This is a genomic window from Clostridium sp. OS1-26 (assembly GCF_030915445.1).
Lineage (GTDB): Bacteria > Bacillota > Clostridia > Clostridiales > Clostridiaceae > Clostridium_AM.
Genome location: NZ_CP133264.1, coordinates 4,873,248 through 4,886,661, shown reverse-complemented (window position 1 = coordinate 4,886,661; position 13,414 = coordinate 4,873,248). Strand labels below are relative to the sequence as shown.

The 13,414-nt window shown below is 33.4% G+C and carries 15 protein-coding genes and 1 pseudogene; 14 read left to right on the top strand and 2 right to left on the bottom strand.

The window, feature by feature from the left end; genetic code table 11:
* Nucleotides 1-11: 11 nt before the first annotated feature.
* The 14 genes and pseudogenes from nagZ (at nucleotide 12) to lon (ending at nucleotide 11,594) form a co-directional block, all read left to right on the top strand.
* Nucleotides 12-1,463, top strand: coding sequence for a beta-N-acetylhexosaminidase (gene nagZ, locus RCG18_RS24175; protein WP_308038539.1), 1,452 nt, complete (start codon nucleotides 12-14; stop codon nucleotides 1,461-1,463).
* A gap of 20 nt (nucleotides 1,464-1,483) precedes the next feature.
* Nucleotides 1,484-1,717 (top strand): hypothetical protein, encoded by a 234-nt coding sequence (locus RCG18_RS24170; protein ID WP_308038538.1) that lies wholly within the window; start codon nucleotides 1,484-1,486, stop codon nucleotides 1,715-1,717.
* Between the two features lie 42 nt (nucleotides 1,718-1,759).
* Nucleotides 1,760-2,153 (top strand): annotated as a pseudogene (gene tnpA, locus RCG18_RS24165) (IS200/IS605 family transposase).
* A 9-nt stretch (nucleotides 2,154-2,162) separates the two neighbouring features.
* Nucleotides 2,163-3,248, top strand: coding sequence for an IS200/IS605 family element RNA-guided endonuclease TnpB (tnpB, locus tag RCG18_RS24160; RefSeq protein WP_308038537.1), 1,086 nt, complete (start codon nucleotides 2,163-2,165; stop codon nucleotides 3,246-3,248).
* A 140-nt stretch (nucleotides 3,249-3,388) separates the two neighbouring features.
* The gene (locus RCG18_RS24155) at nucleotides 3,389-4,144 is read left to right on the top strand and encodes a PHP domain-containing protein (protein WP_308038536.1); all 756 of its coding nucleotides are present in this window, start codon (nucleotides 3,389-3,391) and stop codon (nucleotides 4,142-4,144) included.
* A gap of 107 nt (nucleotides 4,145-4,251) precedes the next feature.
* Nucleotides 4,252-4,764, top strand: a complete 513-nt coding sequence (locus RCG18_RS24150; RefSeq protein ID WP_308038535.1) for a DUF3189 family protein — start codon at nucleotides 4,252-4,254, stop codon at nucleotides 4,762-4,764.
* Nucleotides 4,765-4,886: 122 nt separating this feature from the next.
* Nucleotides 4,887-5,075: a hypothetical protein gene (locus RCG18_RS24145; RefSeq protein WP_308038534.1), complete on the top strand. Its 189-nt coding sequence runs from the start codon at nucleotides 4,887-4,889 to the stop codon at nucleotides 5,073-5,075.
* Nucleotides 5,029-5,157 carry a TetR/AcrR family transcriptional regulator gene (locus RCG18_RS29190; protein ID WP_374119166.1) on the top strand — a complete coding sequence of 43 codons (129 nt, stop codon included), beginning with the start codon at nucleotides 5,029-5,031 and terminating at the stop codon, nucleotides 5,155-5,157. The genes RCG18_RS24145 and RCG18_RS29190 overlap by 47 nt, the downstream gene beginning before the upstream one ends.
* A gap of 82 nt (nucleotides 5,158-5,239) precedes the next feature.
* Entirely contained in the window at nucleotides 5,240-5,590 is a 351-nt protein-coding gene (locus tag RCG18_RS24140; RefSeq protein ID WP_308038533.1) for a hypothetical protein, read from the top strand.
* A gap of 102 nt (nucleotides 5,591-5,692) precedes the next feature.
* A complete protein-coding gene (locus tag RCG18_RS24135) occupies nucleotides 5,693-6,859 on the top strand; it encodes a PEP/pyruvate-binding domain-containing protein (protein ID WP_308038532.1) in 1,167 nt (388 codons plus the stop codon).
* On the top strand, nucleotides 6,847-8,022 hold the full coding sequence (locus RCG18_RS24130; RefSeq protein ID WP_308038531.1) for a PEP-utilizing enzyme: 1,176 nt from the start codon (nucleotides 6,847-6,849) through the stop codon (nucleotides 8,020-8,022). The genes RCG18_RS24135 and RCG18_RS24130 overlap by 13 nt, the downstream gene beginning before the upstream one ends.
* A gap of 179 nt (nucleotides 8,023-8,201) precedes the next feature.
* Nucleotides 8,202-8,483, top strand: coding sequence for a hypothetical protein (locus tag RCG18_RS24125; RefSeq protein ID WP_308038530.1), 282 nt, complete (start codon nucleotides 8,202-8,204; stop codon nucleotides 8,481-8,483).
* Between the two features lie 39 nt (nucleotides 8,484-8,522).
* Nucleotides 8,523-9,086, top strand: a complete 564-nt coding sequence (locus RCG18_RS24120) for a TetR/AcrR family transcriptional regulator (RefSeq protein WP_308038529.1) — start codon at nucleotides 8,523-8,525, stop codon at nucleotides 9,084-9,086.
* A gap of 120 nt (nucleotides 9,087-9,206) precedes the next feature.
* Complete coding sequence (gene lon, locus RCG18_RS24115; RefSeq protein ID WP_308042101.1) at nucleotides 9,207-11,594, top strand: endopeptidase La; 2,388 nt, start codon at nucleotides 9,207-9,209, stop codon at nucleotides 11,592-11,594.
* A gap of 55 nt (nucleotides 11,595-11,649) precedes the next feature.
* On the opposite strand, the gene RCG18_RS24110 is transcribed toward lon, so the two are convergent.
* Nucleotides 11,650-12,279, bottom strand: a complete 630-nt coding sequence (locus RCG18_RS24110; protein ID WP_308038528.1) for a LemA family protein — start codon at nucleotides 12,277-12,279, stop codon at nucleotides 11,650-11,652.
* 100 nt (nucleotides 12,280-12,379) lie between these two features.
* Entirely contained in the window at nucleotides 12,380-13,405 is a 1,026-nt protein-coding gene (locus tag RCG18_RS24105; RefSeq protein WP_308038527.1) for a hypothetical protein, read from the bottom strand.
* Between the last annotated feature and the right edge of the window lie 9 nt (nucleotides 13,406-13,414).

Genomic DNA, 13,414 nt, shown 5'->3' with positions numbered 1-13,414 from the left:
GTGAAAATTTTATGCTGTATCATCTCAACAGGCAGTGTCCACAAAACCAATATTCCTATATTATTAAACCAGGAGATACGTTATATAAAATTGCTCTAGCACATTATGTGAGCCTTGCAAGTATCCTGGAAGCAAATCCGGGAATCAATCCCAATTATCTTTCGGTTGGGCAACATATATGCGTACCTCTTGGATGTCCCTCAGGGTATTCTACTTATACGGTAAAAAGTGGAGATACCCTGTTTTCAATAGCCGGTAAATATTCTGTAATCATTCAAGAATTATTGGTTGCGAATCCTCAGATAACAAATCCGAATGCAATATTTATTGGGCAAAAGCTTTGCGTGCCGGTATATGATCCTGTAGCAAAGCTGATCAGTGAAATGACACTGGAAGAAAAAATCGGTCAAATGGTTATAGTAGGATTCGATGGCTATGAAGTTAATGATCAGGTCAGGTCTTTGATTAGAAATTACCATGTTGGCGGCTTCATTTTATATGGATATAATGTGAAGAACGCGAGCCAGCTTTTAGCTTTAATAAACTATATAAAGATTACTAATCATATAAATAAAATACCTTTATTTATGTCGGTTGATGAGGAAGGCGGAAGGGTAAGCAGGATGCCTTCAGAGTTTAGAAAGTTTCCTTCTAATGAAGTAATAGGGAAAGCGAACAATGGCGAGCTTTCCTATAAGACTGGATATACCATAGCGGAAGAAATAAAAGCATTTGGCTTTAACGTGGATTTTGCACCTGTCTTGGATATAAACAGTAATCCCAACAATCCTGTAATAGGAGACAGATCATTTGGCTCCAATGCCCAAATTGTAAGCAAATTGGGTGTACAGACCATGAAAGGTATCCAGGGTGGTGGTGTAATCCCAGTTGTCAAGCATTTTCCAGGACATGGTGATACATCTGTTGACTCTCATGTAGGACTGCCCGCTGTCAGCAGTGATCTGAACAGGCTTAAAAGCTTTGAACTGATACCTTTTGAAGCTGCAATCAATAATGGAGCAGATGCAGTAATGGTTGCCCACATATTATTATATAAGATTGATCCGACATATCCTGCTTCGTTATCGAAGACAATAATTACAGATATTTTAAGAGGGCAATTAGGCTTCATGGGTGTAGTTATTACTGATGATATGACTATGGGTGCAATTGTCAAATACTACGATATAAGCAATGCTGCCGTTAGATCAGTTAATGCAGGAAGCGATATAGTTTTAGTGGCCCATGGTTATGATTATGAAGAAAAAGTAATTAATGCTTTAATAAATGCAGCAAGAAATGGCACAATTTCTATGGAAAGGATAAACGAAAGCGTATACAGGATACTTAAGTTAAAACAAAAATATAACTTAAATGATGCTACAATAAACTCAATCGATGTTAATAAAATAAATAATGATATTCAAGGAACAGTTGAAGAAATGCGTAAACAAGGGCTTTAGCAGTTGGTGCTAGAGCCCTTTTGAATGCAATCAAAATCGTCACGTTCTTTTCTCCGAATCGTTGGAAGGAAGTATTATACAGTAATATGGGCAAAATAAAACTGGATGATAAACACGCAATAGGGAATTTCATAGGTGGATACAAGAAGCTTTTCAATTTGATAATGAAGCAGTTATTTAACCTAATGTGCGGAATTCTCCCATCCTCTATAGGCGGGAGATGGATAGCACTTGCCGATAGGCAACAAGTATGATAATCGATATTCAATTACATATACTGAAAGGTAGTGTTATCAATGAAATTAGACAATAATAATTATTCAGTATTCTTGCTAAACTATCATTTGGTATTAGTTATTAAGTATAGACGAAAAGTTATAGATGATAAAATGACGAATAGATTAAAGGATATATTTGAGTATATATGTCCAAAATATAACTTTAGAAGAATGGAATCATGATTTAGATCATGTACATTTACTCTTTAGAGGTTATCCAAATACTGATATATCAAAATTTATTAATGCTTACAAAAGTGCTAGTAGTAGACTTATAAAAAAGGAATTTTCTCAAATAAGAGAACAGCTATGGAAGGAATATTTTTGGTCAAGAAGTTACTGTCTTATAACAACTGGCGGTACTCCCATAGATGTAGTTAGAAAGTATATTGAAAATCAAGGTATGAAATGAGGTGATATTGTGCTGAAGACTTATAAATTTAGGATTTATCCTAATGAAGAACAAAGATTATATTTAAGAAAAACTTTTGGATGTACTAGATTTATATACAATAAAATGTTATCAGATAGGATTAAAGCCTATGAGGAAAATAAAGAATTAGACATTAAAAATATAAAATATCCAACACCAACACAATATAAAAAAGAGTTTCAATGGTTAAAAGAAGTTGATAGTCTAGCACTGGCTAATGCACAATTAAATTTAGATAAAGCATATAAAAATTTTTTTAGAGATAAATCTACTGGATTTCCTAAGTTCAAAAAGAAAACTAATACTAATAGTTATACTACTAATAATCAAAATGGGACTGTATTTCTAGAAAAGGGATATATAAAAATACCTAAGTTGAAATCAATGATTAAAATGAAGCAGCATAGAGAATTCAAGGGATTAATAAAAAGTTGTACTATATCTAAAACACCTAGTGATAGATATTATATATCAATTCTAGTTGATATAGAAAATTTTGTATTGCCTAAAGTAGATAAAAAAATAGGTGTGGATATGGGATTGAAAGAATTTGCAATATGTTCAGATGGATATAGAGAACCTAATCCAAAACATCTTAGAAAATTTGAAAAAAGGCTCTCTAAACTGCAAAAAGATTTATCACGCAAGCAAAAGGGCAGTAATAATAGGAATAAAGCTAGATTAAAGGTTGCAAAATTACATGAAAAAATAGCAAATCAGAGGGCAGATTTCTTAAACAAGTTATCAATTAAACTAATTAGAGAAAATCAATCTATAGTAATTGAGGACTTAAAAGTTAAGAATATGCAACAGAATCACAAATTAGCGAAAGCTATAAGTGAAGCTAGTTGGTCGGAGTTTAGGAGAATGTTAGAGTATAAAGCAGAGTGGTATGGAAGGGAAATAATAATAGCTCCATCAAACTATGCTAGTAGTCAACTATGTTCAAAATGTGGTTATAAAAATGAAGAAGTAAAAAACCTAGCACTTAGAGAATGGACTTGTCCTAACTGTGGAATACATCATGACAGAGACATAAATGCTAGTAAAAACTTGCTGAAATTAGCTATGTAATTTTGGTATTATATTGAGGTTGGTTCAACCTTTGGAGCGTGGGTAAACTTGCTACAGTAGTAGTATTGACCACGAAGCCTCCACTTCAACGAAGTAAGTGGGGTGTAGTTCACAAGATATTAAACTATGGAGGGAATAAAATGGGTTTTAAGATTATTGCAGACTATCATACTCATACTAATATTGCTAAGGGTCATATTCCTCTATTTAATATTATTTGGGGAGAGCATGCAAAAGGAAATATTGAATCAAATGTTAAAGCTGGAATAAAAAAAGGATTAAAAGAAATTGCCATAACAGATCATGGTTATAAGCATATTACCTTCGGAATGAAGCTAAATCAATATAAAAAATTACGTAACGTAATTGATGATTTTAATAAGAGTTCATTATTGAAGGAGAATGACTTTAAGATTCTTCTTGGTGTAGAGTGTAATATTGTTACTAAAAAAGGAGATATAGATATTAAAGATGAAATAATTGATTACCTGGACATAATTTGTGTGGGTTATCATCCTGGAGCGTTACAAAATCCACTTCTATTGAGGAATTATACAGAAGCTGCAATTAATGCTATTAAAAAATATGAAATTGCAATATTAAATCATCCATTAGAGCATGTAAATCCAGATATTATCGAAATTGGGAAGATTGCTGCTCTAAGAAATACTGCTTTGGAAATTAACAGAAGTCATAGGAATATGGATATTGAAACAATAAAAAAGTTGAAGAATATGGGGGTTAAATTTTCATTGGGAAGTGATGCACACAAATCGGAGGATGTAGGGGATTTTGGTAATGCATATAATATTGCAGTTGAGGCAGGCCTTACAGATGATGATATTGTTAATGCTGATGGAGGTGCACATAAATTAATGAAATTGTTAAGAGATTAGTTTTGGTAGGGGTATATGAATTACTATAGAGTGTTTAATATCAATGTAGAATGCACATAATACAATAATTAAAATAAAGCAAAAAAATAAGAAATTAGGTGATTTAAATGATATACATATATAATTGCTATGGAGGAACCCACTCATCTATTCTAGCAATTGCTTATCACTTAAAAATGCTGGATGAAACCCGAGAACCGACTAAGGATGAAATATTGGAATTACCTAACTTTAATAAGTTAGTATATGGAAATCGTGGAGAACTTTTTTATTATGGAAGTGATGAAGATGGAAACAAAGTCTATGCTGTAGGAAGGGGACGTTCTAAGGTTTTAATTCCAGGATTATATAATTTAGCTTCTATGCTTCATAAACAAAATATATTAAATGAGAAAATTATATTTTCTAATACGTCGCCAACTGTTCCCTTACCAATGACTTTTGGTGGATTATTTTCTAGATGGTTAAAAATAGATTTTATAGGAGTGCCCTTGCTTGTAAAGGGAGCAAAACAATCATACAAGGACGTTATAAAACTTGTAAATCACACAAAGAAGGCAGCGAAGGAAGATAAGTCAGGGGTAATTATTTTAGATAATAAGGAATTTAAGAAAAAATGATAAATCAATCTAAAAGGAGTGCTATGAAGAACTCCTTTTTGAATTTCAAACACTAGAAGGCACTAGGTAAATGTGCTGGATTAGTGAATGCAGTAGGTGCTTAAAATATTTCACAGAATCTATTGACTAGATTGGTCAATGAGTCTATAATATTGACTAAATCAGTCAATGCTATTGTAGGGAGAGGTTTAAGTGGAAAAATTAACAAAACACAAGATATTTACAATGGAAGATACGAAGCGGAACACCTTGCTTACTGTGGCTATGCGCAAGTTTGCAAAGAATGGCTACAAGAAAACAGCTACAGATGAGATAATTTCAGAAGCCGAGATATCAAAGGGCTTACTTTTTCATTATTTCGGGACAAAAGGATTTGTATACTTTCTTGTTTGAATATGCGATCACCACTATAATGCAGGATTTCTATGCCCGGATTGACATGAAGGAAAGGGATGTTTTAAAGAGATTGCGTAAAATGTTTTTATTAAAATTAGAGTTAACCAATAAATATCCTGCTATTTTCGATTTTGTGTCATCAGCTTATTTTGAAAAAGACCCTATTGTGTCTGAAAAAATTAATAAGTACTCAACTCAAATGTTTTTTGATGCACAGAAGGAGATACTTAAAGACATTGATTTATCTCTTTTTAAAGAAAATAATGATATTCAAAAGGTAATCGACATTATTATATATACCCTTAGGGGCTACAGTGAGGCTCAGGCTTCACAGGGAAAACTCATTGAAGATTACAATAAGGAACATGAACGATATATAAGAGAAATAGATGAATATATAACTGTGCTGCGTACTGCATTTTATAAGTAGGTCAAAGATCTAAAGGGACTTTAACGGGTAACATAGCCAGCGGGACTGACATGTTAGGGTTGCCTCATGTTCCGACGAATGTAATGAAGGAGGAATAATAGTATGAAATTTGCTTATAATTTTAGTGACATTACTAATGAAGCTCTTGGCTATGCAGGGGGAAAGGGAAGCTCCCTTTGTAGAATGTACAATGCAGGAATTGCGGTACCGAATGGATTTGTTATTTTGTCTGAGGCTTTCGAAAATAATGAATTGAAGAAAGAGGCACACTTAGACATTGAAAAGTGTCTTGAAATGCTGCCTGAGGGCACTTTTGCAGTTCGTTCCTCTGCTCTTTCAGAGGACAGTGCAAAAACCTCATTTGCAGGGGAGTTTGAATCGGTACTGGATGTGGCAAGAGTTGATGTGTTTTCTGCAATAGAAAAGGTTGCAGCTTCTGCAAAGTCAGAACGTGTGAGTGAATATAGCAAGGTTCATGGTATTGATGATGAACACAAAATTGCAGTTGTAGTTCAAAGCATGATAAATGCAAAGATGGCAGGGGTGTTTTTTTCTGCAGACCCAATTACCGGAAGCCATGTAAATATGGTAGGAAACTTTGTTTTTGGTGCAGGGGAGCAGCTTGTTTCAGGGGAGAAAAACGCTTATCCTTTTACCATTTCAAGAATTGGTGGAAAGTATAATGGTGATAAGGACTTGGCATCCTATGCAAAGGCTTTGTATAAAGCAGCATTGAAAGCAGAGAAAATTTTTGGCTGCATGCTTGATATTGAATGGGTTGTGGATGTTGGAGAGCTTTATATAGTGCAGGCACGTCCAATTACAACTCTTCAAACCATTGATTATGATACCTATGAGATAAATCAAAGTCTTGATACAGATGCATTATGGAGCAGTAATAATGTAGGAGAGGCTGTACCCGATGTAATGAGTCCCTTTACTTGGAGCTTGCTGCATGAGATGGATTTGGAGTGTCAGAAGGTGCCTGGGTATTTCATGTTTGGTAATATTTGTGGCAGAACCTATTCAAATATCAGTGTTATGATTTCTTCATTAAGAGTACTTGGATATAATGTAGAAAAGGCTAAGGAGCTTATAAGTGACGTGTTTGGCAATATTCCTGAGAACATTGAAGTGCCTATTTATCCTTTTGGAACGGCTTATTTAATCAAGGAGATGTTTCAGAGATCCAAAAAGAGTATAAAAAGGATGCGGGATTCAAAAAACAAAAGTCTTACTACTTGGAGAATACACCTGTGTGGTATGTGAAAACTCTTGAAAGGATAGAAGCCGCAAACACTAGGGAGGAGTTATTAAGGCTCTGGACATCTGATGTAAGACCTTTTTTATCTGCATTATGGAGTATATGGTTTGGCGGAGCAGGAAGTGCTACACTCGCAACCCTCAGAAAAAAACTTGCCAAGATGGCAGGAGAAGAATTGGCTAATCTGTTATGTTCTAATTTCAGCGGTGAACAAAGCCTTGTAAGCATGAAGCCGCTGCTGGCAATAGAGCAAGTTATGAGTGGCAGCTTAACTCCTGAAAAATATCTGGAGTTTTACGGACATAGAAGCCCTCATGAGTTTGAGGTTTATTATGAATATCCTGCAGATGACCCTTCCTTTATTGAAAAGCAAATTAAAGAATTTAAGAATGCAAACTTAAGTGCCACAGAACTAATGAAAAAGCAGCAAAGTGAGTTTATGAATGGTAAGGAGCTTTTTCTACAAAAATTCCCTGGTAAGCAGGAGTGGCTTGAGAAAAAGCTTGAAAAGGTCTCTAAGGATGCACATACCCGTGAATCATTGAGAAATGAGTTTGTTAAGGTATTTAGAGTCATGAGGCATTTGCTTTTGAGAATCGGATCAGCAACAGGAATTGGTGAGGATATATTTATGATGTACTGCTTTGAAGTTCCAAAATTCCTGCAGGGAGACAATGAAATGCTTGTTAAGCTGCCAATAAGGCGCAAAAATTTCGAAGAATATCAAAAGCTGCCAGTTTTTCCACAGTTAATTAGAGGCAGGTTTAATCCAAAGGAATGGATCAATTCCAAGGATAGAAGACAGGACTATTATGATCCTAATGCTGCGACACCAGTAAAGGATGAAAATATAATTAAAGGTTTTGCAGGTGCCCCAGGCACAGTTGAAGGAAGCGTTCGTATTTTGCACAGCTTTGAGGAAGCAGAAGATTTTCAAAAGGGAGAAATCCTTGTAACAACTATGACAAACATTGGCTGGACACCTTTGTTTCCTAAAGCAGCTGCGATTATTACAGATCTTGGGGCACCATTATCCCATGCCGCTATTGTGGCACGTGAGCTGGGTATTCCAGCAGTTGTAGGATGTGGAATTGCAACGACGGAACTTAAAACAGGCGATTTTATAATTGTTAACGGCAGTACTGGTGTTGTTAAGAAAATAAGTTAAGCTTAATTTTTCTCAACTCTCCTATATGGAAGGAATCAGCCGTAGAAGCATTTATAAGTGAGTCTAGCATACACTCACTAGGAACTCTGAGTGGAAAAGATTTTCACCCTGGGTTTCTTGACAAGCCTTACTTGCTATATGAAATAAAACCTTTGATGAGCGCTATTATTATTTATATTATGTATGGACTTAACTATCCTAAAATAGTTGAGATGCTTCCAAATGAATTTCCAGAAAGTATTATGAAGAAGATAAGAATATTAAAAAAGATAAACATGAACTTATTGGATACCATAGAGTTAGTTAAGGAAATAGATGATGAAAGAAATCAGTATTTTATTATAGCAGGAGTTTTAACCTCTACAGATAAGTTTATTGATGAAGAATATGCTAATGTGGTAAGGAGCTCTGTTTATAGAAAAGTACCCCAGGGGCGTAAAGTTACTATTGACAATAAATGAATGATCGTTTATTATAAAGACATAGACAGAGGTGGTCAGATGAGAAAGAAAGATGATGAAAAAGAAAAAAGTATAAAAGAAGCAGTAATAAAACTAATACTTGAAGAAGGTTTTCATGGTACTTCTATTTCAAAAATTGCTAAAAAGGCAGGAGTTTCTCCAGCAACGGTATATATATATTATGAAAACAAAGAAAGCATGCTGCAGGATATTTATCGTGAGTACTCAGAAGAAATTTTCAATTATCTTTTAAATAGAGTGCATAAAGAGATGGAAGGACAAAAACTTATAGAAATACTTGTGAGAAGTTATTATACCTATATTCAAGAACATGAAGAAATTTTTCACTTCGTAGATCAGTTTTCAAATTGTCCATCATTAGCTAGTAGTTGTTCAAAAGCAAAAGGTATCTGCAATATTAATAATTTCATAGATGAGATGAAAAAAAATCATATTATTAAAAATTATAATAATGATAATTTATTAGCAATTATATTTTATCCAGTAAAAGCAATTGCAGTTAATAGCCACAAAAGCGAAGCAGAAAGAGACGAATTACTCCAAGAAATGATTAAAATTATACAGTATGCTTTGCTAAAATAGAAAAACTAAAAAGCGAGACAATTTTGTGGAAGCTATTATCACAAAATTCTCTCGCCATAATTGAATAAAAAATTAAATGAACGTTCACTTATGAATGTTTGTAAAGGAAGGATGAATATTATGATGAATTTTAACGAAAACAATAAAGAAGGAATGGTTATTCCTATATCTGATATAGTTTTATTACCAGGCGTAATTTCTATACTTAAAGTAAGCAGGCTTGGTGAAGAGCAACTTAGAAATTTACTAAAGGAAGATGGTGAAAATATTGCCTTGTCCCTAAAGCAAAACTTTAATAAAAAAGAATTAAAAGAAGAAGATTTTTACAAAGTGGGTGTTTCCTTTAAAGTTGATGAAGTGGAGAAAACAGAAAAGGGCTACCAGCTTAAGGTTAAAGTTTTAGATAGAGTTGAAATAAAAAGCCTTAGTATCCAAAATAATTTTATACATGCTGAATATGATATTTCCCCTGATAATATTGATCTCAATGAAAAGAGTCAGGAAGAAATGCAAGGGTATTTGAAAAAAGTTACCTATGAAATAAGTGAGAAGTTCCAAGGGTCAGAGCAGTACATGAAGGTAATTGATGAGATAAAGGACTTAAATTCACTCATGGTACATCTATCTCAATTTATGCCTATATCAAATTCTGAAAAGTATGATTTGCTTGAAACACAATCCTTGAAGAATAGAAGTTTAAAGTTTATGGACTATCTTTTAAAGCAAAAAGAAACCCTTGAATTACAGCTTCAGATGGCAGAAAAAGTTTCTAAAAAAACAAATAAATATTATAGAGAATCAATGCTTAGAGAACAATTAAAAGTTATTCAAGAGGAACTAAATGAAGGCAAGGGAGAAAGTACTAAAAAGGATAAAGATTATTTAAGTAAAATTGAAGAAGCGCAGATGCCGCCTGATATAAAGAATACTGCTCTTGATGAATTAGATAAATTGCAAGCTCAAAGTCCTAATAGTTCAGATTATAATATTATACGTAATTACTTGGACCTATTAGTACAACTGCCTTGGAAAAAGAGTGAAACAAAACCTATTAACTTAGGGGAAGCAAGACGAATTTTAGATGATGAACACTATGGCCTATCCAAAGTTAAGGATAGAATAATACAGCATTTAGCTGTAATGCAGCTAAAAAAAGACAAGAAGGGTTCTATCCTATTACTTGTAGGACCTCCTGGAACAGGAAAGACAAGTCTAGGTAAAAGTATTGCAGAAGCTCTTGACAGAAAGTATATTCGTTTGAGTTTAGGTGGAATTAGAGATGAAGCAGAAATTAGAGGACATAGGAGAACTTACGTTGGAGCTATGCCAGGAAGAATTATTCAAAGCATCAAAAAAGCAGGGGAAAGTAATCCTGTTATGATTCTAGATGAAGTGGATAAGCTGATGACTGGTGGTTATAGTGGGGACCCTGCCAGTGCGCTACTAGAGGTACTTGATCCAGAACAAAACAATAGCTTTACAGATCATTATTTAGATCTACCTTATGATTTGTCAGAGGTTTTCTTTATTGCTACAGCGAATTCCCTTGAAAGTATTCCAGCTCCATTATTGGACAGAATGGAAGTTATTCAAATTTCTAGCTATACAATAAATGAAAAGTTCCATATTGGAAAAAATCATTTAGTTCCTGAAATTCTCGAAGACCATGGACTAACAGAGGAACAATTAGTTATTGAAGATGATGTGTTGCAAAAAATAATCAGTGATTATACTTTAGAAGCTGGAGTTAGGGGACTAAAAAAACAATTGGCTGCAATTGCGAGAGTAACCTCTGAAAAAATAGTATCTAATACAGTAGAATTGCCTTACAAAATTAATGTAGATCAATTAGAGGAATTATTAGGAAAACAAGTTTCAAGACACGATAAAGCTCAATTAGATAATCCGCCGGGAGTTGTCACAGGACTGGCATGGACTCCTGTTGGAGGAGAAATACTTTTTATTGAAGCAACTGATATGTCAGGAAGTGGACAAGTTATCCTAACAGGTAAATTAGGCGATGTTATGAAAGAATCAGCTAGAATTTCTTTAAGCTTGTTAAAATCAAGGTTGCCAATAAATTCAATTAATTTTAAGGAAAGAGATTTACACATTCATGTTCCATCGGGGTCGGTTCCTAAAGATGGTCCATCTGCGGGAATTACATTATTTACTGCACTTGCTTCCTTAGTCACAGGCATTAAGGTGGATTCTAAAATTGCAATGACAGGAGAAATAACTTTAAGAGGTGCCGTATTGCCAATAGGTGGATTAAAAGAAAAATTATTAGGAGCTCAAAGAGCTGGTGTAACAAAAGTATTAATTCCAAAGGATAATGTAATTGACCTTAAGGACGTGCCTGAAGAAGTGAAGAAGCAGCTTACAATTATACCTGTAGAGACTATAGAAGATGTGCTTAAAGAAACTTTGGGGATTTCTTTACCTAGAATAGAGCGTATGTTTAATCAGAAGGATGTTATAGGATTTAAAGAAGCTATAGGAGTATAATTAGGAGTACCCCTTGAGTAAGATTTTACCTCTATAATTATTAGTTATAGAGGTATTATTCATTATCGCCATAAAACTGCAATGTTTTCAATTTCCATAATCCAACAAATAGCATAGAAGGAAAACTTATGATTGCAGAATTATAATATGTAACATATTCATTATAAAGTAATTTTGAGCCTAAAATAGCATTTTGTAATTCTTCAATCTTATTAAGTATATTTGAAATATGTGGGTTTGAGTTTAGGTTAGGAAGAATTTCAATTATATCCTCTAAATCGTTTAGAGAAATCTGGTTTTTATTATAAATTTCATTTAAATCATTTTGACTTCCATAAGACGCCACAGTATTTTGAATATCGCTTTCGTGATGTGAAAAGTTTGGGTGTGAATTTTTTACTTTTAATAACAGTTTACTTTCACGTTCCTTATATATATTGATATTACTATATATTGAACTAATGGTTAGCTCTAATCTTTTTAAGTAATAATATTCTCTTAAAATTTCGTAAACTATGATTGATATAAGTGCAAGTATAAAAGATATGATTCCTTGAACATCTGATATTTCTTTATCACTATTTATAATAGCAAAAATACATAAAACCATAAAAAATCCTATAATTAACCCGAAAATAAATGAAAATATTTTGCCATTATAAGTTCTTTCTCTAATCTTTTTCATTTATATAGTCTCCTTTAATTATTTATTTGATCAAATATATTCTCTGAAAATTAATTATTTTTTATCAACTTGAGTAAAATAAACCCTTTCACATGGAGTACTACTCTTCAGAAACATAAATATCTAGGCTGTTTGCCAAGTCAAAATGCCCATAATACCAGCTGCGTTCATCCAATTTGATACCTGTAGCTACACTTTCTTTTTTATTTCCTTGTAATTTCCATAAAGAAATAGTATTACCCTCCATTACTCTAGCAAATACAATTCCTTCTCCTTTTGAAATATAAGTAGGGTGGAAATTAAAGTTGTTATCTTCCGTTATTTTTTCTACTTTTTTATTCTGTAAATCCACAGTATATATATTGTGTGGCTCCTTATGCCACTGCTGCATATTCTCATTGGCTTTGGCTGCGGAAAAAATGACTTTTTTTCCATCTGGTGAGAAGGCTGGGGTCATTGTAACCATCCCCTTAGCAGTAAATCCAAAAGGTTCAGTACTTGCTATCATGTCTTTAGGTAAAATAGGTGTAAAGGTTCCATTTATTATATCTACAACGTCTAAGGTTTTATTAATATTCATATTTCTTGCGCCGCCGTTATTTAAAACTGGAAATCTCCCGTCTAAAGGGTTTATAGCTAAATTATCACTATAAGCCAAAGCAAAGATTTTTTCTTTGTTAAAAGCTGTAAATTTATTATTTTTTACTTCATATACGCCAAATCCAACTCCATCAGAATTCATGGAAGCTGAGTGAACTTTACACCATATATATACATAAGCTCCATCCTTTGAAATACCTGCAACTTCAGGCAGAAACCCCAAATCATTTATGTCATTCGCATCCTTCCTAATAGGTTTAGAAGGGACCACAACTTTTTCTTTTCCTAGTGCTAAATTATAGCTTATTAGCCCTTTGTCTTTATAATATTGATTCCCATCTTTTGTATAGTAACTAAATACACCTGCATATATTGTTCCTTTTCCATCGCCTGCTATTTGTTCATAATGCTCTTCACTTTTTATATAATTAGAGAATTTTTTAGAGGCTGCATTAAAACCATTTAGTCCACCTTTTTCTGTTGAATATGCTAAATCACTGGAAGTTGCCCATCCATAACTTAACACTTGTTCTGA